Consider the following 19637-nt stretch of genomic DNA (forward strand, 5'->3'; position numbering starts at 1 on the left):
CGCGCCATGCGCCGCGCACCCATCCTCCCCTTGCTTGTAGCGCGGCCGGACCGCATGCGCGGCCTGGCCGCGCTGTTCGCCCTGGCGGCGCTCGCGCCGCTGGCCGCGCGCGCGCAGACGCCCCTGCCCGACCCTTACGACTACAGCGAAACCGCGCCCGCGCCCAAGCGCACGGCGCCCTTGCGCTGGCAGTCCGTGGAACTGGGCAAGCCCGGCCACCGCTACAAGATGCCGGTCTACGCCAACCGCGACCTGGCCAAGGACGACCTGCGCAACATCAAGCAGGTCGTGGTCGTGATCCACGGCGTCAAGCGCGACGCCGACCGCTATTACGAATCTGTCGCCGCGCTGCTGGCGCACAACCCCGAGCGGGCCCGCGACACCCTGATCCTGGCGCCGCGCTTCTCGGGCTCCATCGATTCGGGTTTCGGCGGCATGGCGGCCTGGCGCAAGGCCAGCTGGGAAGACGGGGAAGACAGCGTGCAGGCCGCGGGACGCCCCGCGCCCGTCAGCTCGTTCCAGGTGCTGGACGACCTGCTGCGCAGCCTGGACGACCGCAAGCGCCTGGCCTCGCTGGCCGGCATCGTGCTGGCCGGCCACTCGGCCGGCGGGCAGTTGGTACAACGCTACGCGGTGCTGAACAACATCGACGGCCCGCTGCGGCGCGACGGGCTGGCGCTGCGCTACGTCGTCGCCAATCCTTCGTCCTACCTGTACCTGAGCAACGAGCGCCCCCGCGCCGACGGCAAGGGCTATGCGCCCTACGAGCGCGGCATCTGCCCCACCTACAACCAGTACAAGTACGGCCCGGACAAGCTGCCCGCGTACTCGCGCGAGACCGACGAATCCAAGCTCTTTGTGCGCTACGCCGCGCGCGACGTCACCTATCTGCTGGGCGGCGCCGACAACAATCCCGAAGACCGCCTGCTGGACAAGACCTGCGGCGCGGAAGCCCAGGGCGCGACCCGGCTGGCCCGCGGCACAGGCTACGCACAATACGAACACGTGCTGGCCTCCCGCGGCGCCAAACCCGTGACGCTGCACCGGCGCGCCTTCGAAGTGGCCGGTATCGGCCACAACAGCAAAGGCATGTTCGGCTCGGTCTGCGGCACGCAGGCGCTGCTGGGCGACGAGGCCCAGGCGGCGGACGGCGCCGCGCCTTGCGAAGTCATCAAGCCACGCGGCAAGTGAGCCGGCGCGGCCAGACCTGACAAAAAGCTGAACAAGAAGCGGTATTGATACGCGTGCATTTCCGCGCGCGCAGGCGCAACATAACGCAATGCATGTTCCATTCGCGGCCCACCCGCGATCGCGTGTCCGGCGTCCCCCGACAAACGCACCCGAAGGATGGATATGACACAAGCGTATCTCGACATCCCCGACGCGAAGCGCCGCATCAAGGCGATCTTCATCGGCTCCATGGGCAATCTGGTGGAATGGTATGACTTCTACGCCTATACCGCTTTCGCCCTGTACTTCGCCCCCGCTTTCTTTCCCTCGCACGACCCCGTCGTCCAGCAATTGAACGCGGCCACGCTGTTCGCGGCCGGCTTCATCGTGCGCCCGCTCGGCGGCTGGCTGTTCGGCCATCTGGCCGACCGCCATGGGCGGCGCCTGTCGCTGATGGTGTCGGTGGGGATGATGTGCGTGGGCTCGCTGATCATCGCGGTCACGCCCACCTATGCCACCATCGGCCTGGCCGCGCCCGCGCTGCTGGCCCTGGCGCGCGTGATCGAGGGGCTGAGCCTGGGCGGCGAGTATGGCGCCAGCGCCACCTACCTGACCGAGATCGCGGACCCCGAGCATCGCGGCTTCTATTCCAGCTTCCAGTACGTCACGCTGATCGGCGGCCAGCTCTGCGCCATCCTGGTGCTGCTGCTGTTGCAGAACGTGTTCCTGACCCACGAGCAGTTGGTGGAATGGGGCTGGCGCATCCCCTTCGTGATCGGCGCCATGCTGGCCATCATCACGGCCCTGATGCGGCGCGACATGCCCGAGACGGATTCCTACAAGGAGGCGCAGAAAGCACCCAAGCCGCAGACCAGTTCGCTGCGCGGCCTGCTGAAATATCCGCGCGAGGTCGCGATCGTGGTGGGCCTGACCGCGGGCGGCACCGCGGCGTTCTATACCTTCACCACCTACATGCAGACCTTCGTGCGGCAGACCTCGGGCTTCTCCGACATCGTCACGACCTACATCATCGCCGGGTCGCTGATCTTCGCGCTGATCCTGCAGCCGGTGTATGGCGCGCTGTCCGACAAGATCGGGCGCAAGCCGCTGCTGGTGTTCTTCGGCGTGGCAGGCGCGGCGCTCACGGTGCCCATCCTGATGACGCTGTCGCATACGCATTCGCCCTTCATGGCCTTCCTGCTGATCTGCGGCGCCTGGGTGTTCACGGCCGGCTACACCTCCATCAACGCGGTGGTGAAGGCGGAACTCTTCCCCACCAACATCCGCGCCACCGGCGTGGCCGTGCCCTACGCCGTGACGGTGTCGATCTTCGGCGGCACGGCGCCGGCCATTGCCCTGTTCTTCAAACAGCAGGGACACGAGGAGTGGTTCTACTACTACCTCGCCGGCATCATCTTCCTGTCGCTGCTGGTGTACGCCACCATGCGCGACACCAAGCACCGGTCGGCCATGCACCAGCACGCCTGATTCCTTTCGCGCCAGCTTTGTTGCTTGACAGTCCCGCGGCTTCGGCTTAATACTTAACCCTATGGTTAAGTTTAAAGACGACACGCTGGACAGCATCTTTTCGGCCCTGGCAGACGGCACGCGACGCCGGGTGCTGGCCGACCTGGAACAAGGCGCGGCCTCGGTCAGCGAGCTGGCCCGGCCGCACGCCATGTCCCTGCCCGCTTTCATGAAGCATCTGCGCGTGCTGGAAGACGCCGGCCTGATCGCCCGCGCCAAGGACGGCCGCGTCGTGAACTGCACGCTATCGCCCGAACCCATGCGGGCGGCATCCGACTGGCTGGCCCGCTACGAGAAGTTCTGGAACGGGCAGCTGGATTCGCTGGCGCGCTACCTGTACCACGAGGAAGAGGTCCATCCATGGAAAAACGAAGCACCCGAGGCGAAACAGCCCCCATCGAACTCCGCCTCAAACGCCGCTTCGACGCCCCCGTCGAACGCGTCTGGCGCGCCTGGACGGACCCGCAAGCGCTGATGCGCTGGTTCGGTCCCGCCGAAACCCGCAAGGTGCTGCGGGCGGAAACCGACGTGCGCGTGGGCGGCGCCTATCAGGTGGGATTCGCCACCGAGGACGGGCTGGAGCACCACGCCAGCGGCCACTACCGCGAAGTCGAACCGCAGCGCCGCCTGGTGTTTACCTGGGCCTGGCGCGATACGCCCGCGGAAGTCTCGCTGATCACCCTGGAATTCACCCCTGCCGGCGGCGGCACCGAGCTTGCCTTCCTGCAAACCCCGTTCGTCGACCAGGCCACCCGCGACAGCCACCAGCATGGCTGGCTGGGCGCGCTGGAACGGCTGGCGGCCCATCTGGCGAAGCCGGCCTGAATCCCCGCCGTTCGCCCTACCCGGGCCTGCCGGCCCGTTCCAAGGAGACACACGATGCAGACCGATCACCCCGTCGTATCCCGAGCGCAATGGGACATCGCGCGCGAGGCGCTGCTGCGCCGCGAAAAAGAACTGACTCGTGCCCAGGACGCGCTGGCCCGCGAGCGCATGGCCCTGCCCTGGGTCAAAGTGGACAAGCCCTATCGCTTCCAGGGCGCGGCCGGCTCCGTGGACCTGGCCGCGCTGTTCCAGGGCAGGAGCCAGCTCATCGTCTACCACTTCATGTTCGGCCCGGACTGGGAGGAAGGCTGCGTGGGCTGCTCGTTCCTGGCCGACCACATGGACAGCGCGCTCATGCACCTGCGCCAGCATGACGTGACGGTGGTCGCCGTGTCGCGAGCCCCCTACGCCAAGCTGGAGGCCTTCAAGCGCCGCATGGGCTGGCAGTTCCCCTGGTACTCGTCCGAAGGCTGCGACTTCAATTTCGACCTGCTGGCCTCCGTGCCCAAGGCCGACGGCAGCATGGAGGAAAACTCCGGCGCCAGCGCGTTCTTCCGCGACCCGGACGGCGAGATCTTTCATACCTATTCAAGCTTCTCGCGCGGCGTGGAAAGGCTGGCCGGGGCCTACAACTACCTGGAATTGGCGCCCCTGGGCCGCAACGAGAACGGCCCGCACTTCAACCTGGGCGACTGGGTACGCCATCATGACCGCTACGACGACGCGCGGCCGCACGCCTGCCACGCCTGCGGCTAGGCGCAAGCCCGGCGATGCAGTCCGCGTGGCCTCCGACGCCGCCGTCCTGTGGCTGGCCTGCACCGCAGCCATGGCCGCGGGGCTGTGGGCAGACACACTGCGCACGCCGGCGGCGCTGCTGGCCAGCCTGTGCGGGGCGTCCGGCGGGCTGCTGGACCAAGCCTGGCGCCATGCGGCCCTGATGCCCGCCAGCAGCGCAGCCATGCTGATTGCCGCGCTATTGCCGCTGCCGGGCGCGCCGCGCATGGCAGCGCGGCTGGCCTGCGCGCTGGCGATGGGGCTGGGCATGCTGGCAGGGGCTCAATGGGGCATGGCGGCGGCGCTGGCCGCGAGCGTCGCGCCATTCGGCGGAATGGCGGCCGGCATGGCGCTGGGAATGGGCGTCGCCATGGCCGCCGCGGCGCTGATTGCAGGCGCTAGCGCCGCGCCCCGGTAAGCGGGCGCAGTGGCGCAACGGGCGCGGCCTCGATCGGCGCGGCCAGGGGCGCCTGGATTTCCAGGGCGGACTCGGCCTGCGCCACGCAGGGCAGGATCCAGCCTTCTTCCTTCTCGTCGCGCGACAGCCCCGGCCACTCGATGCGGTACGAGATCTCGCCTTCCAGCAGCAGGCACATGCAGGCGCGGCATGTGCCGTTACGGCACGAGCTGGGCAGCTTGATGCCGGCCGCCTGCGCCGCCAGCAGCACGGAGGTATCGGCCGGCGCGTCAAAGCGCAGGCCGGCGGGCTGCACCAGAACGGGAAATGCGGACATGTCTGGACAGATTCCGGACCGGGCTTCAGCCCGCGTTGTCCTGCCAGTCCAGCTGCCAGGCGCCGGACAGCACGTTCTGCATCCACAGCACGCAGGTCAGCGTCTTGGCGTCGGTGACCTCGCCCTTGGCGCAAGCCTCGATCAGCTCGGCGGGATCCGCGCTGATCACATCCAGGAATTCGTCCTGGTCCAATTGGCGAGGCCCGGCGCGCAGGCCGCGGGCGAAGTAGATATGGATGATCTCGGTGGAATACGCGATGGCCAGGTGCAGCGCTCCCGCATGCGCCCACTGATCCGCGGTATAGCCGGTTTCCTCCAGCAGCTCGCGCTTGCCGCAGGCCAGCGGATCCTCGCCCGGATCCAGCTTGCCGGCCGGGAACTCGGTCATCACGCGTCCGATGGGATAACGGAACTGACGCTCCAGCAGGACCCGGCCATCGTCCAGCAGCGGGATCACCACCACCGCGCCCGGATGCACCACGTACTCGCGCGTGGCCGTGTTGCCGTTGGGCAGGCTGACCGTGTCGCGCCGGATCTTCAGGAAGGCGCCGTTGTATGGCGCCTCGCTGGCGAGGAGTTTTTCTTCGAGATGGGAATCGGGCTTGCGGGTCATGGCGGGTCGGATACCTCAAGGGACGCGCGGATGATGGCCAGTCCGCGCGGGCAGCACGAGCTTACCATCGCCGCCCGCCTTCCCCGATGACGCCTACTCCGCGACGCGGATGACGAGCTTGCCGAAGTGCCGGCCCGACGCCAGGTGCTCGAACGCCTCGCGCGCTTCGGCAAACGAGTAGACGCGGTCGATGACCGGCGCGATGCGCGCCACGTCGACGAAACGCGCCACGTCCTCGAGCATCTTGCGGCTGCCGACGAAGATGCCTTCCAGCCGCTTGACGCCCGCGATCAACGCCAGGGGCGCGACCGGCACGGCCGCGAAGCCGCTGACGCCGCCGATGACCGCAATGGTGCCGCCCATGCGCGCGGCCGCGACGGAACGTTCGAGCGTGCCTTCGCCGCCGACTTCCACCACCACGTGGGCGCCCTCGCCGCCGGTCAGGCGCAGCACTTCGTCCTGCCATTGCGGCGTTTCACGGTAGTTGATCGTAAGGTCCGCGCCCAGCTCGCGCGCGCGGGCCAGCTTGTCCGCGCTGGACGAGGTGATGATGGTGCGCATGCCGGCTGCCTTGGCCAGTTGCAGGCCCCAGATGGAAACCCCGCCCGTGCCCAGGAACAAAGCCGTCTGGCCCGCCTTGGCGCGTCCGGCGACGAACAGCGCGTTCCATGCGGTGACGGCGGCGCAAGGCAGGGTCGAGGCCTGCTCGTCGCTCAAGGATGCCGGCGTTGCGACCAGGGCGTGCTCGGCAAACACGCTCTCGGTGGACAGCAGGCCGTCGGTGGCGGCGCCCGGCGCCAGCGCCACCGTGGCAGGCGTGGGCTCGCCATCGATCCAGTCCGGCATGAATGCGCCCATGACGCGGTCGCCGACCTTGAACCGGCTCACGCCCGCACCCACCTCGATCACCTCGCCCGCGGCGTCGGAGGCGGGTATGACCGGATCGCCCGAACCCTTCAGATACTCGCCGCGCGCCACCATCAGGTCGCGGTAGTTCAGCGACACGGCCTTGATGCGCACGCGCAGCTCCAACGGCCCCAGGCTGCGAGGCTGGCGCGTGACGCGCTCCAGCGAAGCGATGTCCTTGCCGCTGGTGACGGTGTATGCCTGCATGTTGTTTCTCCTATCGATTCAAAAAAGGCCCCCACGCTGCGCCTTCGGCTTGCTGCCCTCAAGGGGGCTTTTTTTGCCTTGGGGCGGCCCGGCGGCAAAAAAGACCGCCGCCCGCCATTGGCGGCTATCCGTGACGGTCAAGTACCGATAAGATATATGGGAACCAATTTCCCTGGTGGCGAATGTTTTTCATTTCATCGAATCCTACTAGGAACCAATAAATGCAGGGAGTCCATGATGGCTACAGCGATCACCTATGACCGGCTGAGCGGCATCGAAGTCTTCGTTCAGGCCGTGGAAGCAGGCAGCTTCGCGCTCGCGGCGCAACGCCTGAACCTCACGCGCTCCGCGGTGGGCAAGTCCATCGCGCGGCTGGAGGCGCGGCTGGGCGCCAGGCTGTTCCACCGCACCACCCGCCAGCAAAGCCTGACCGACGATGGCCAGGCCTATTACGACCGTTGCGTGCGCGCGCTGGCCGAACTGCAGACCGCCGAGGCCGAGCTGGACAGCGGCCGGCGCGAGCCCCAGGGTCGCTTGCGCGTCAGCGCGCCGTTGGTGTTCGGCCGCCATTGCGTCGCGCCCGTGCTGCGCGAACTGGCACAGCAGCATCCGCAACTGCAGGTGGAGGTTTCATTCAACGACCGGGTGGTCGATCTGATCGAGGAAGGCTACGACCTGGGCATCCGCGTGGGCGAGCTGCCCGACAGCGCCAGCCTGGCCGCGCGGCGGCTGGGCATGCAGACCATGGGCATCGGGGCTTCTCCCGCATACATCCAGGCACATGGCCGCCCGGTCACCGTGGATGAGATGCAGCGGCATGCCGCCATCGTCTACACGCGCAACGGCGTGGACAAGGCCTGGGCGCTGCATGGGCCCGACGGCCAGGTACTGCAGCTGCGCCCGCGTCCGTGCCTGCGCCTGGACGACCTGCAAGCCATCGCGGACGCCGCCATCGCCGGCGCGGGGCTCGCCTGGCTGCCCTGCTGGATGCTGACGCACTATGTGCGCACCGGCGAGCTGGACGTGCTGATGCACGGCGATCGCCTGGCCGCGCAAGAGGTGCACGCCGTCTGGCCGCAAGCGCGCTACCTGCCGTCCAAGACGCGCGCCGCCATCGACGCGCTGGCGGCCCGCGTACCCTCGATGCTGGCCGCCTGAGCGGCTCAGCCGAACTTGCGGCGGGCGTCCAGCGCCAGGCCGGCGCCGATGCTGCCGAACAGGTCGCCTTCGACGCTGCGCGCGCCCGGCACCAGGGCTGACACCGATTCGCGCAAACGCGGCACGCGGCTGGAACCGCCGGTGAAGAACACCGTATCCACGTCCGCGGTCGATACGCCGGCGTCGCGCAGCAACGCGCCCACCGTGGTCTCGACCTTTTCGATCAGGCGGCCCACGCAGGCGTCAAACGAGGGGCGCGTCACGTCCACGCCCAGCTCCGGCGCGATGCGCGACAGGTCGATGCGCGCGGCGGGCGTCTCCGACAGTGCGATCTTGGCCTCTTCGACCTGCACCGCCACCCAGTGGCCGGCGCGCTGCTTGACCAGGTTCAGCAGCAGGTCGATCTTCTCGCGGTCGCCAGCCTCGGCGCGGATGTAGGCGAAATGTTCGGCGGCCTTGCGCGTATAGGCCTGGTTGATGGTGTGCCAGCAGGCCAGGTTGCCATATTGCGTGGAGGGCACATCCTTGCCGCTGCGCAGCTGGCTGCCCAGGCCCAGCATGGGCATCACGTGCGCCAGGCTGAGCTGCTTGTCGAAGTCCACCCCGCCGATGTGCACGCCGCCGTAGGCCAGGATGTCTTCGCGGCGGTCGGCCTTGGTGGCGCGGCCGGGCCCCAGGCGGATCAGCGAGAAATCGGAAGTACCGCCGCCGATGTCGATGACCAGCACCAGTTCTTCGCGGTCGATCTGCGATTCATAATCGAATGCGGCGGCCAGCGGCTCGAACTGGAACTCGATATCGGTGAAGCCGACGCTGCGCGCGATCTCGCCCAGCGTGTCCTGGGCGGTCTGGTCGGCGGCCGGATTGTCATCCACGAAGAACACCGGCCGGCCCAGCACGGCGCGCGTGAAGCCGCGCCCCGCTGCGGTTTCCGCGCGGCGCTTGAGTTCGGCGATGAAGCGCGTGAGCAGGACGCGGAACGGAATCGAACGGCCCTGCACTTCCGTCGAGCCGTCGATCAGCGAGCTGCCCAGCAGGCTCTTCATCGAGCGCATCAGGCGCCCGTCGTAGCCCGCCAGGTAGTCGGAGATGGCGGCCCGGCCATAGCTGACTTCGGCGTCTTCGTCATGGAAGAAAATGGCCGAGGGCAAGGTGGTCTTGCCGTCTTCCAGGGCGAGGAGCGCGCGCTGATCGGGGCGGCTCCAGCCCACGGTGGAATTGGACGTGCCGAAGTCGACGCCGCATGCGGTGGAAATCATGGGGAATTCTGGGGCTGAAAGCAAAACGGCGCATAAGTGTAGCCGCAACCGCCAGAATCGCCATATCAGCCCGCGCGCGCCAGCGCCCTGGCCGTGAACGCCAGCGTCGCGGCCGCCACCAGCAAGCCGCTGGCAAAGCCCCCCGCGTAGCCGACCTGGGCCGCCAGCCCGGTCATGAGGGACGAGGTCAGGATCTCGCCCAGGTCGCGCGCGCTCTGCACCGCCGTCATGTCGGTGCCGGCCTGCTCGCCGCGGCTGGCAAAGCGCATGGCCAGCGTCATCAGGGCCACGGACGCGGCGCCCGCGCCGAACGCGCCCAGCGCCTGCGCGCCCAGGGCGCTGCCCGCCTGCGACGGCATCCAGCCCTGGGCCTGCGCCATCCAGGCCAGCGCGGCCGCGCCCGAGGCAGCCAGGCCCAGCGCCAGCACCGCGCGCGCGCCCAGCCGGCCGATCAGCCATGCGCCACCGCCGCAACCCAGCAGCACCGTCACCACGCCCCCCGCCATGCCGACGCGCCCCACGGCCTCGACCGCCCAGCCCGCATCCACCAGGAACAGCTTGGACAGGCCATAGCCCGCCACCGCCGTCATGGCCGACAGGAAGGCGGCCGCGGCCAGGGCCCAGGCGCCGGGGCGGCGCACGAAGGCGCCCAGCGTGGCGCGGCGCCTGGCCGCGGGCATGGCCAGTTCGGTTTCACGCCAGGCGGCCGCCAGCAGCAGGCTGAACGCCACCACGGCCGCCAGGGTCAGCAACGCCCCGGTCTGTCCGATATGGCCGGCCAGTACCAGGCAACCCGGTCCGCCGAAGAAGAAGCCCACCATGGTGCCGCCCACCTGCACGGCATTGGCGCGCGCCAGATCCTGCCCCTGGAAGCGCTCCGCCGTCAGGCCGTCGGTGGCGATATCCTGCGTCGCACTGGCCAACGAAGCCAGCGCCATCAAAGCGACCACCCACGCCGCCCCCGCGGCATCGATGCCGAGCAAGGACAGCGCCAGCAGGCAGGCCAGCACCACGGCCTGCATCGGCAGGATCCAGCTGCGCCGCCGGCCCATGGCGCGGGTCCAGCGGTTGTCGACCACGGGCGCCCACAGGAACTTCAGCACCCAAGGCAGGCCGACCAGCGGCAGCCAGGCCAGCGCGTGCAGGTCCGCGCCGTCGCGGCGCAGCAGCGTGGGCAAAGCCTCCATGGCCACGCCCAGCGGTATGCCTTGGGAAAAATACAAGGCGCCTATCATCACGAACATGCGTGCGTCTGCAATACGGTTCACTTCAGATTTCCTTCAACAAGGGGCTGCGGGATTGCGGCGCATCCGCGCGACGGTGTTCGCTGCCCTGCCCCGGCGTCACGAACAGGATCTTGCCGGGACAGGCCACGTGCAGCCTGTGCCACACGCCGCGCGGCACGATGGCGCTGCGCCGGGTATCCAGCAGCATGTCGGTCTGGACGCCGTCCTCCGCCATCAGCGTGACCACCACGCGCCCTTCCAGCACGCAGAGCATTTCATCGCCGGCCGGGTGGCGCTCCCACACATCGCCATGCACGTCGGCGTCGCTGGCCACGGCCTTGATGCCGACCAGCCATTCGTCCTGCGGCGCGAGGCGGCGCAGACGGCCCACGTCGCGCATGGCGCCGTCGCACCCCAGCGCCACGAAGTGGTCCAGCCAGTCGAACACCGGCCCGGTATCGGGTGCACTCATCGATCTCTCCTTCTGGTTGCCGGCGGACGCGCGCGGTGGGCGTCCGCCGCGGGTCATCAGTATTCGGCGCGCAGGGTCAGCATGACGTTGCGGGGCTCGCCGTAGCGGTTGTTCCAGGCCGTGCCCGACAGGCTCTGGTAATAGCCGCGGTCGAACAGGTTGTTGACGTTGAGCGCCGCGGTCACGTGCTTGTCCACGCGATAGGCCATGCGCAGGTCCACCAGCGCATAGCCGCCCTGGCGCAGCGTGACGGGACCGGACACCGTGGAATAGCCCGACTGCACCTGCAGCCCGCCGCCCACGCTCAGCCGCCGCTCCATGCCGGGCAAGGCATAGTTGGTCCACAGGCGGAAGATGTGCTTGGGCGTGAAGCGCGCGAACGGCTGTCCGCCGGATTCCGAATCCGTCAGGTACTTGCTGGTGTTGAAGGTGTAGCCCGCGGCCACCGTCCAGTAGGGCGTGATGCTGCCGGAGGCTTCAGCCTCGATCCCACGGCTGCGCACTTCCCCACCCGAGATGTAGTAGCAGTTGCGGCCCACGCATGGCCATGCCGGGTCCTCCTGCGCGCGGTTTTTCTGCTGTATCTGGAACACGGCCAGCGACAGGTTCAAGGCGCCGTCCGCCAGTTCGCCTTTGACGCCGGCCTCGTAGTTGGTGCCGGTAATGGGATCCAGCGGCTGGCCGTCGCGCGTCAGCTCGCCCTGCGGCTGGAAGACCTGCGCATAGCTGCCATACAGCGACCATTGGCGGTCGAGGTCGACGATCAGCCCGCCATAGGGCGTGAACTCCGGATCGATGCGCTGGCGCGCGCGGGGCGCGCTCTGGTTCCACCAGCTCATGCGTCCGCCCAGCACCAGCGTCACCGGATCGGCCAGCGAAAAGCGGCCCATGCCGTAGACGCCCTGCTGCTTGAGCCGGGTCTCCCCGGGCGAGGTGTACGGCCCCACGCCAGGCTCGGGCACGCTGTGCGGATCCCAGTCGAAGACATTGACCGGCACGTTCGGATAGGGCGTCAGGTCCGCGCTGTACTGCTCGGACGTGGTGCGTTGGGCATTGCCGCCCAGCAGCAGTTCATGGCGCCGGCCGAACAGTTGCACCGGGCCGCCGACATAGGCGTCCACGCTGGCCTGGGTGTTGTCGAACTTGTAGGCCGCGCCCATCAAGGAGGAACCCAACCCGGTCTGGCGGTCTATCGCGCCATAGGCGCCGGCGTACTTCAGGTTGCTGTCCGCGGTCAGGTAATTGGCGCTGATCTTGGCGCTCCAGCCTTGGCCGAAGCGATGCTCCAGGTCCGCGAACACACGCGTCGTATCCCAGTTGAAGCGGTCCCAGGCCACGTCCAGGTAGGTCGAGCGCTTCAGGCCGATATCGCCGCCGTCCTTGTAGCGCGGCACGCCGGCCATGTTGGTGGTGGAGCGGATGCGTTGGGTCTGCAGGCCGGCGGACAGCACCGTGTCCGGCCCCAGGTCCACCTCGCCTATCGCGTAGAGCAGCGCCGATTGCTGATCCGCGACGTCATAGAAATAACCACGGTCTTCCACGGCGCCGACGATGCGGCCGCGCACGCCGCCGCTGTCGTTCAAGGGGCCGCCCAGGTCGGCCTCCGCACGGTAGCGATCCCAGCTGCCGGCGCTGAGGGAGCCGTTGAACGAGAACTCGCGTTGCGGCCGCTTGCGCACCAGGTTCACCGTGGCGGCGGGATTGCCCGCGCCATGCATCAGGCCGTTGGCGCCGCGCAGGATCTCCACGCGTTCGTACACCGCCATGTCCTGCGGCGATGCCGCCATGTTGCCCATCAGCACGGGCACGCCGTCCTGCTCGAACGAATCTACTTTGAAGCCGCGCGCGTAGTACGCGGTGGTCAGCAGCTGATAGGGCTGCACCGTGATGCCGGTGGCGTGCTGCATCACCTCATCCAGGCTTTGCAGGTTCTGCTCGCGCATCCGCTCCTGCCCGATCACCGTCACCGACTGCGGAATCTCGCGCAGCGTCAGCGGCAGTTTGCCGAGGGTCGCCATGTCCTGCGCCACGCCCTCGCCGCTGACCGTCACCGCCGGCAGCGACGCGGCCTCCTGCGCCAGCGCCGGCCCCGCCGCCACCGCCAGCCACAGCGGCCAATGCCGCGCCCGCGCCGCGTTCCTGCGCGGCGCCCCCGTTTTCACCTGTTTTCGCACTGCCTGTCCTCTTAGAATTTTATTGAGAATAATTCTCAAGTAATTCTAGGAACGACAGCGGCCGCGCGTTGGCGATTGCGGAAGTCTTGCTGGCGATTGCGGAAGTTTCGACGCCTTAGCGGCCCGGCGCGACACTGCTGGGCAGCACGCCGTAGCGGCGCAGGAACGCCTTGGTGAAGTGCGAATCGGTATAGCCGCAGGCGTAGGCCGCCTCGGACACGGTATAGGCGCCTTCGGCCAGCAGCGCCTGGGCCTGCTCCATGCGCCGCTCGCGCACGTAGGCGTAGACGCTCTGGCCGAACAGCTTGCGAAAGCCGGTGGTGAGCTTGTTGACGTTCACGCCCACGCGTCGCGCCAGTTCGGGCAGCGAGGGCGGGTCCTGCAGGTTCGCCGCAACCAGGTCGCGCGCGTGATGCAGGCGTTCCACGTCGGCACGCGTCAGGCCGCGCACGGGAGCGCCCTGCTCCGCCGGCTGCAGCGCGCCCAAGGCAAGCGCGGTCAGTTCCAGCGCCTTGGCCGAGAGGTACATGCGCCTGAGCGCGCCCTGCACCGGGCAGGCCAGCATCTGGTGGCCCAGGGCCTCCAGCTTGCGGTCCGCCCGCATATTGGCCTCGGCGTATGCGCCAACGGCCCGCGGCGCGCGCAGCAGGCCCGCCAATTGGGCCGGGTCCATGGCAAAGGCATCGCGCAGATGGTCCAGTCCCGTGCGCAAGGACACGAAGCGCAAGGACTGATGGGCGCCAAACTCGTGCTCCATGCCCATGGCGTCCTGGCACACGCTCAGGTGCAGCGCGGGCCCGCTCACGCGGGTGGACGCGGCGCCGCGCACGCTATAGCGCAGGTCCCCGTCCAGCACGAGCACCAGCTTCAGGCCCGGCTCCAGGCGCTCCTGCACGCGCTCGTCGCGGCCAAAGCGCAGCGTGCCGCCCGCCAGCGAAATAGCGGGCGTGGCGGCCGATACGGTCCAATCAGGTTCGGGATGGGCGGCGGTCAAGATGGCGGCTCCGTCGCGGCGGGCAGCGCTGTTGATGAGATTGAATATTATTACCGTTTGACCAGAACGGAAAGCCGCCCGTTGGGCGGCGGCGCGCGCCTTATTGCTGGCGACGCTGCTCCAGCTCTTTCAGGCACTGCGCCACGCCGGCCTGCATCTGCGCGTTCGACACGGCGGCGCGGTCCGACACTTCGCGGCAGCGCACGTACTGGGCCTGGCTTTCCGGCGTGTCGCGGATGACCGCGGGCGCGGAGCCGGCTTCGGGCGTGACCGTCATGCGCAACGTGGAAGGCGGCGACAGGCTGCCGTCCTTGGAGCGCACGCTGGGGTACTGGTATTCCTGCGTGACGGGCGCCGCATTCTGCGCCTGTACGGCGCCGGCCGCGCACAAGGCGGCAAGCAGGAAGGCGGAAATGTGGAGTTTCTTCATGACGACCTCTCTTCAATGGACTGACGTCCAGGGCGCGCTCCGGGGCCCCTGGACATGCCGCACTATGGTATCCCCGGCCGCTGGCGCGCGGCGTGCCAAGACGCTACACAATCCGCCACAGTTGTTTCCCGGGGTTTCTCTGGCGGGCCGCGCCCTACTTCTTCGGCGCGGACTGGCGCAGCGGCACCAGCAAGGAAGACAAGCCGTTGTGGTCCAGCTCGTGCATCAGGGCCAGCAGACGCCCCAATTCACCCGGCGGAAAGCCCTTGCGCGCGAACCAGGCCAGGTAGGGCCCGGGCAAATCCGCGATCAGGCGTCCCTGGTACTTGCCAAAGGGCATGGTGCGCGTGACCAGCAAGGACAGCAGTTCAGGATCCATGGCGGTCACCGGGCAGCCGCGGCGGCGAAGGCAATGTCCGCCGCACGCCCGGCCAGCGCATTGATGCGGGCCAGCACGGCCTCGGCCTCGGCATCGGCTGGCGCGGGATTCGTCTCGAACAGCGCGCGCTGCACGTCTATCACGATCAAAGCGGAGGTCATGGTTTTCTCAAATTGGTTGGGCGTCAGTCCTGCGCGGCAGCGACCCGCGCGTACATCCAGAAGTCGCGAGGGTCGCCGCGCACCAGGCGGTAGCGGCGCATCAGTCCTTCGCGCTGAAATCCGCAGCGTTCCAGCACGCCGGCCGACGCCACGTTGGTATCCAGCACGGTAGCCTGGATGCGTGCGAAGCCCAGCTCACGCAAGGCCCACTCGGTCACGGACACACAGGCGCGCGTGGCGATGCCACGCCGCCAGTACGGCGGCGCGACGTCATAGGCGATCTCCGCGCGCCGCGCGGACGCAGCGATCTCGTTCAAGCCTATGGTGCCCGCCAAGACGCCGTCCAGCGTGACGATGGCCAGGCGCAGGCTGTGCGATACCGCTGGCTGACCATAACCGCGGATCAGGCGCACCAGCGTATCCGGTCCGTCCAACTGCCAGCTGGTATGGCGCGTGACCGCCTCGTCTCGCAGATATGCGTGCCAATCGGCCGCGTCTGCTTCCCGCAATGGACGCAGCCGCAAGCCTTCCAGCCCCAGTACGGGCAGGTCCTGCGGATAGTCAGTGAGTTGCGGAATCATCCTGGGGCGCGGTTGGCTGCGGCGGCAGCGCCGCGACATGGCGCAGCTTATCAGGGTTGCGCACGATGTAGATGGCGGCGATCCTGCCGTCGCGCACCTCCAGCGTGGTCGACCGGGGCAAACCGTCCAGTTCGGTCGCCAGCACCCCCGGCATGCCGTTCAATTGCGTCACCACGGCGTCCAGGAACTGGCCGCTGGGCTTTTTCGCCAGACCGGCAAAAAAACGCGCGATCTTGTCGCTGCCCAGAATGGGCCTGAACACGGCCAGCTTTTTGCCGCCGCCGTCCGCATGCAGCACGGCGTCATGCGCCAACAGGCTGCGCAGGGCATCCACATCGCCCGCGCGCGATGCCTGCCAGAAGGCATCGGCGATGCGCGCGCCTTCCTGCTCCGTCACTGCGAACCGCGGACGCGCGTCGCGCACGCGGCTGCGCGCCCGCGCGGCCAACTGGCGGCAGGCTGCCTCGTTCCGGCCCAGCGTCGCCGCGATCTCCGCGAACGGCATGTCGAACACGTCGTGCAGCAGGAAAGCGGCCCGTTCCAATGCGGACAGGCGCTCCAGCGCCAGCATCAGCGCCACCGACAGATCGTGCGCAATCTCCCCCGCACCCGCCGCCTCATAGCTGCCCGCGTCGGGCAAGGGTTCGGGCAGCCATGGCCCCACGTACTCCTCGCGCCGCGCGCGCGCCGATTTCAACTGGTCCAGGCACAGCCGCGTGACCGTCCGCGACAGGAAGGCGCGAGGCGTCTCGACCCGGCCGCGGTCCGCGTCGCGCCAGCGCAGCCACGCGTCCTGCACGATGTCCTCGGCCTCCGCCCATGACCCCAACATGCGGTAGGCCAGGCCCTGCAAATGCCTGCGATGGGGCTCGAAGTCGGCAACGGCATCGGGAATGGCGGACGCGCTCATACGGCCTGGCCTCAGTGCTTGGGATGCTGCGAGCGGAACCCGACTGCGATGCGGTTCCAGCTATTGATCATGTTGATGGCGACGGTCAGGTTGACCTGCTCTTCCTCGTTGAAATGCCTTGCCATTTCGGCGTAGTCCGCGTCCGGCGCGCGAGTATCTGCAAGTCTGGTCAACGACTCCGTCCACGCCAGCGCGGCGCGCTCACGCTCGCTGTACAGCGAAGATTCGCGCCAGGCATCCAGCAGGTACAGGCGCATTTCGGTTTCGCCCTGTTTACGGGCATCGGTGGAATGCATGTGCAGGCAGTAGGCGCAACCATTGATCTGCGAAGCGCGCATCTTCACCAGTTCGAGCAGGCTGTGTTCCAGGCCGCAGCTTTCGACGAAGTCGTTCAGGGCGATCATGGCTTTCATGGCCTTGGGCGAGGCGGTGTAGGCGTTCAGGCGGGCGGTGCTCATGGCGGGTCTCCGGCAAGGTAGGCATGCGCCGCAGGATGCGGCGCCATTACCCGTAGGACGAGACAGCCTGCCATGACGTGACATCGCCCGCCGGAAAATTTGTAAATCCGGCTAGAAAGCCAGCCGCCCGCGCAGCTCCCCGAACGGCACCATCACATGTTCGCGATAGGCTGGACGGGCCTGCAGGCGCTCGTACCAGGCCTGCAGATGGGGCATGGACGGATGCGGGATGTCCAGTTCGAAGTAGCGGTAGAGCGTGGTGCCCGCCGGAATGTCGGCCAGGCCCAGGGTTTCGCCGCCCAGATACGGACGGTCCGCCAGCGCGCGGTCCAGTTGCCGCAGGCAGGCATGCGTGGCGGCGATGGAGCGCTCGATGGCCGCCGTGTCGCGCTGCGCCTCGGGGGTGCGGTAACAGCCCCAGAACACGCCCATCAGAAAGGCTGGCTGCAAGGCGGTCTGGGCCCAGTCCATCCAGCCGTCGGCGCCGGCCCGCTGCGCGGGGTCGTCCACCCAGAATCGACCGGCGCCGTCGCGCGCGGCCAGATAGCGCAGGATGGCATGGGACTCCCAGACCGTCGTCGCGCCATCGCGCAGCAGCGGCACCTTGCCGTGCGGATTCATGGCGCGGAACTCGGCCGTGTCCAGCAGCCCGTGCTCGCCGCCAGCCAGCACATGTTCGTACTCCAGGCCCAGCTCTCCCGCCAGCCACAGCACCTTCTGCACATTGAATGAACTGCGGCGTCCCCAAATGGTCAGCATGGCGATGGTCCTCAGGCAGCTTGCACGATGCGCGGCTCGCAACGCACCGGGAAGTTGACCGAATTGGCGATGAAGCAGAAATGATGCGCGCGCTCGTGCAGTTCGGCCGCCAGCGCAGCGTCGTCGCCAGCGCGGATGGTCACTTCGGGGCGCAAGGTGACGGCGCTGAAGAAGCCGCCACGCTCGCGGTCCTCGACCATGACGCCTTCGGCCTCGTCGCGGTAGGCCTCCACCGTCACCCCTTCGACCGCGCAGAAGTGCAGGTACCAGAGCTTGTGGCAGGCGGACAGCGACGCCACCAGCATGTCTTCGGGATTCCAGCGCGCGGGATCGCCGCGAAAAGCCGGGTCGGACGAACCCGGCACGTCGGGCTTGCCCGCCGCACGGATCACGTGGTCGCGGGAATAGGCCGCGTAGCTGGACGTGCCGGAGCCGGTGTTGCCGGTCCAGTCGACGGTGACGTTGTAACGGTGTTCGCCTTTCATCGGAATCGTCCTGTTCAAGAGGGAAGGCCCGGGCCGGTGCGCCTGGAAAATAAGGTAGCGTAGCGCATGCACGGCCGCTGCCGGCCCCCGCGCTTTACATCCCGTTTCAGCACCGCCCCGTTACTGTCCGTATCGTGACCGGTTTGCCAAACAGGAGCTCGCCATGATGAAAACCACCCTGACCTGCGCCCTGACGCTAGCCCTGCTCGCCGGCTGCGCGCCCTCCCGGCCCGGCGCCGGCGGTTCCGCCCCCGTCGACAGCCACACCGCCCGCGATTCGCTGGACTGGGCCGGCAGCTACGAAGGCACCCTGCCCTGCGCCGACTGCCCGGGCATCCGAACCCGCCTGACCTTGGAACAGGATGGCCGCTACGAAAGACAGACCCAGTACCTGGACCGCCAGCCGCAGCCCGAGGTGGTAACCGGCACATTCAGCTGGGAGTCCGACGGCAGCACCATCCGCCTGGACGCGTCCGGCGACAGCCAGCGCTACTTCGTGGGCGAAAACCAGGTGACCATGCTGTATCGCGACGGCACCCGACCTACAGGTCCGCTGGCCCCGCACTACGTACTGCGCCGCGCACAATAAGGCATCGCGCAACGCGCGCGCTTGCGGCTATGCTTGCCGCATCGTGCGCGCCAGCGCGCGCCCCTACGCCCAAGGAAACCATGAAGACCGACCACGAGCTGCTTTCCGCCTTCGCCCCCACCGGCGCGTTGCGCGCGTCCATCAACCTGGGCAATCCCATCCTCGCCCACGCCGATCCCGTCACCGGCCAGGCCGGCGGCGTCTCGGTCGACCTGGCAACTGAACTGGCGCGGCGCCTGGACGTGCAGCTGGAACTGGTGGTCTTCAAGTCGGCCGGCGAATCCGTCAATGCCGTGGCCGCAGAAGAGGCCGACGTGGGCTTCTTCGCCATCGATCCGCTGCGCGGCGCGCAGATCGCATTCACCGCGCCCTACGTGGTCATCGAAGGCGCGTACCTGGTGCGCCAGGACTCGCCCATCGCCAGCATGGACCAGGTGGACCGCAAGGGCCAGCGCGTGGTGGTCGGCAAGGGCAGCGCCTACGACCTGCACCTCACGCGGGAACTCAAGCAGGCGGAGATCTTCCGCGCGCCGACCTCGCCCGCCGTCGTCGACACCTTCATGCAGGAAAACATGGAAGTCGCCGCAGGCGTGAAGCAGCAGCTTGAAGCCGACGCGCAGCGCCTGGGCGGCCTGCGCCTGCTGGACGGCCACTTCATGCTGATCCGGCAGGCCATGGGCGTGCCCAAGAGCCGCGGCGACAAGGCCAGCGCTTACCTGGCCGCCTTCGTCGAGGCCATGAAGAAATCGGGCTTCGTCGCCGAAGCCCTGGCCCGCCACAAGATCCAGGGCGCCGCGGTGGCGCCACTGGAGGCCTGAACCCGTTGCTCGCGCCTCGCAAGAACAA

General features: G+C 68.2%; 25 protein-coding genes. 9 read left to right on the forward strand and 16 right to left on the reverse strand.

Annotation, left to right across the window (positions count from 1 at the left end; all coding sequences use genetic code 11):
* Positions 1-6: 6 nt before the first annotated feature.
* From HV793_RS18810 to HV793_RS18835, 6 genes are all read left to right on the forward strand, one after another.
* Positions 7-1191 carry a hypothetical protein gene (locus HV793_RS18810; RefSeq protein ID WP_244958668.1) on the forward strand — a complete coding sequence of 395 codons (1185 nt, stop codon included), beginning with the start codon at positions 7-9 and terminating at the stop codon, positions 1189-1191.
* A gap of 162 nt (positions 1192-1353) precedes the next feature.
* Positions 1354-2658 (forward strand): MFS transporter, encoded by a 1305-nt coding sequence (locus HV793_RS18815; protein WP_054452516.1) that lies wholly within the window; start codon positions 1354-1356, stop codon positions 2656-2658.
* A gap of 61 nt (positions 2659-2719) precedes the next feature.
* On the forward strand, positions 2720-3172 hold the full coding sequence (locus HV793_RS18820) for an ArsR/SmtB family transcription factor (RefSeq protein WP_119449275.1): 453 nt from the start codon (positions 2720-2722) through the stop codon (positions 3170-3172).
* Complete coding sequence (locus HV793_RS18825; RefSeq protein WP_119449274.1) at positions 3058-3522, forward strand: SRPBCC family protein; 465 nt, start codon at positions 3058-3060, stop codon at positions 3520-3522. The genes HV793_RS18820 and HV793_RS18825 overlap by 115 nt, the downstream gene beginning before the upstream one ends.
* 54 nt (positions 3523-3576) lie before the next feature.
* On the forward strand, positions 3577-4278 hold the full coding sequence (locus HV793_RS18830; protein ID WP_119449273.1) for a DUF899 domain-containing protein: 702 nt from the start codon (positions 3577-3579) through the stop codon (positions 4276-4278).
* Entirely contained in the window at positions 4229-4714 is a 486-nt protein-coding gene (locus tag HV793_RS18835) for a hypothetical protein (protein WP_225590300.1), read from the forward strand. Before HV793_RS18830 ends, HV793_RS18835 begins: the two co-directional genes overlap by 50 nt.
* Here the strand turns inward: HV793_RS18835 and HV793_RS18840 are convergent.
* The 3 genes from HV793_RS18840 to HV793_RS18850 all read right to left on the reverse strand — a co-directional run bounded on the left by HV793_RS18840 (position 4695) and on the right by HV793_RS18850 (position 6756).
* Positions 4695-5030 (reverse strand): 2Fe-2S iron-sulfur cluster-binding protein, encoded by a 336-nt coding sequence (locus HV793_RS18840; protein ID WP_175213730.1) that lies wholly within the window; start codon positions 5028-5030, stop codon positions 4695-4697. The genes HV793_RS18835 and HV793_RS18840 overlap by 20 nt on opposite strands.
* Positions 5031-5055: 25 nt before the next feature.
* Entirely contained in the window at positions 5056-5643 is a 588-nt protein-coding gene (locus tag HV793_RS18845; protein WP_175213731.1) for an NUDIX domain-containing protein, read from the reverse strand.
* Between the two features lie 93 nt (positions 5644-5736).
* Entirely contained in the window at positions 5737-6756 is a 1020-nt protein-coding gene (locus HV793_RS18850; RefSeq protein WP_119449272.1) for a zinc-dependent alcohol dehydrogenase family protein, read from the reverse strand.
* Positions 6757-6993: 237 nt separating this feature from the next.
* On the opposite strand from HV793_RS18850, the gene HV793_RS18855 reads away from it, so the two are divergent.
* The gene (locus HV793_RS18855) at positions 6994-7914 is read left to right on the forward strand and encodes a LysR family transcriptional regulator (protein ID WP_119449362.1); all 921 of its coding nucleotides are present in this window, start codon (positions 6994-6996) and stop codon (positions 7912-7914) included.
* Positions 7915-7919: 5 nt separating this feature from the next.
* Here HV793_RS18855 and HV793_RS18860 read toward each other — a convergent pair whose 3' ends face one another.
* From HV793_RS18860 to HV793_RS18920, 13 genes are all read right to left on the reverse strand, one after another.
* Complete coding sequence (locus tag HV793_RS18860) at positions 7920-9173, reverse strand: Hsp70 family protein (protein ID WP_054452538.1); 1254 nt, start codon at positions 9171-9173, stop codon at positions 7920-7922.
* Between the two features lie 65 nt (positions 9174-9238).
* Complete coding sequence (locus HV793_RS18865) at positions 9239-10417, reverse strand: RhtX/FptX family siderophore transporter (protein ID WP_425321808.1); 1179 nt, start codon at positions 10415-10417, stop codon at positions 9239-9241.
* A gap of 25 nt (positions 10418-10442) precedes the next feature.
* Positions 10443-10871: a cupin domain-containing protein gene (locus HV793_RS18870; RefSeq protein WP_175213733.1), complete on the reverse strand. Its 429-nt coding sequence runs from the start codon at positions 10869-10871 to the stop codon at positions 10443-10445.
* 56 nt (positions 10872-10927) lie between these two features.
* Positions 10928-13045, reverse strand: coding sequence for a TonB-dependent siderophore receptor (locus HV793_RS18875; protein WP_280528342.1), 2118 nt, complete (start codon positions 13043-13045; stop codon positions 10928-10930).
* A 115-nt stretch (positions 13046-13160) separates the two neighbouring features.
* Positions 13161-14039: a helix-turn-helix transcriptional regulator gene (locus HV793_RS18880; protein WP_175164269.1), complete on the reverse strand. Its 879-nt coding sequence runs from the start codon at positions 14037-14039 to the stop codon at positions 13161-13163.
* Positions 14040-14139: 100 nt separating this feature from the next.
* Positions 14140-14469, reverse strand: coding sequence for a hypothetical protein (locus HV793_RS18885; protein ID WP_054452546.1), 330 nt, complete (start codon positions 14467-14469; stop codon positions 14140-14142).
* A 154-nt stretch (positions 14470-14623) separates the two neighbouring features.
* Positions 14624-14848 carry a DUF3820 family protein gene (locus HV793_RS18890; RefSeq protein WP_125473764.1) on the reverse strand — a complete coding sequence of 75 codons (225 nt, stop codon included), beginning with the start codon at positions 14846-14848 and terminating at the stop codon, positions 14624-14626.
* 5 nt (positions 14849-14853) lie between these two features.
* Complete coding sequence (locus tag HV793_RS18895) at positions 14854-15009, reverse strand: hypothetical protein (protein ID WP_244958669.1); 156 nt, start codon at positions 15007-15009, stop codon at positions 14854-14856.
* Between the two features lie 23 nt (positions 15010-15032).
* Complete coding sequence (locus tag HV793_RS18900) at positions 15033-15590, reverse strand: GNAT family N-acetyltransferase (RefSeq protein WP_175181456.1); 558 nt, start codon at positions 15588-15590, stop codon at positions 15033-15035.
* Positions 15571-16500 carry a sigma-70 family RNA polymerase sigma factor gene (locus HV793_RS18905; RefSeq protein ID WP_175213734.1) on the reverse strand — a complete coding sequence of 310 codons (930 nt, stop codon included), beginning with the start codon at positions 16498-16500 and terminating at the stop codon, positions 15571-15573. Before HV793_RS18905 ends, HV793_RS18900 begins: the two co-directional genes overlap by 20 nt.
* Before the next feature lie 11 nt (positions 16501-16511).
* Positions 16512-16958, reverse strand: a complete 447-nt coding sequence (locus HV793_RS18910; RefSeq protein WP_054452557.1) for a carboxymuconolactone decarboxylase family protein — start codon at positions 16956-16958, stop codon at positions 16512-16514.
* Positions 16959-17069: 111 nt separating this feature from the next.
* Entirely contained in the window at positions 17070-17717 is a 648-nt protein-coding gene (locus tag HV793_RS18915; protein WP_175213735.1) for a glutathione S-transferase family protein, read from the reverse strand.
* A gap of 11 nt (positions 17718-17728) precedes the next feature.
* A complete protein-coding gene (locus HV793_RS18920; protein WP_054452562.1) occupies positions 17729-18202 on the reverse strand; it encodes an OsmC family protein in 474 nt (157 codons plus the stop codon).
* 163 nt (positions 18203-18365) lie between these two features.
* Between HV793_RS18920 and HV793_RS18925 the strand changes: the two genes are divergently transcribed.
* Complete coding sequence (locus HV793_RS18925) at positions 18366-18791, forward strand: copper resistance protein NlpE (protein WP_054452565.1); 426 nt, start codon at positions 18366-18368, stop codon at positions 18789-18791.
* Between the two features lie 80 nt (positions 18792-18871).
* Entirely contained in the window at positions 18872-19609 is a 738-nt protein-coding gene (locus HV793_RS18930; protein WP_119449266.1) for an ABC transporter substrate-binding protein, read from the forward strand.
* Positions 19610-19637 lie beyond the last annotated feature (28 nt).

The organism is Achromobacter aegrifaciens (assembly GCF_902859965.1).
Taxonomy (GTDB): domain Bacteria; phylum Pseudomonadota; class Gammaproteobacteria; order Burkholderiales; family Burkholderiaceae_B; genus Achromobacter; species Achromobacter aegrifaciens.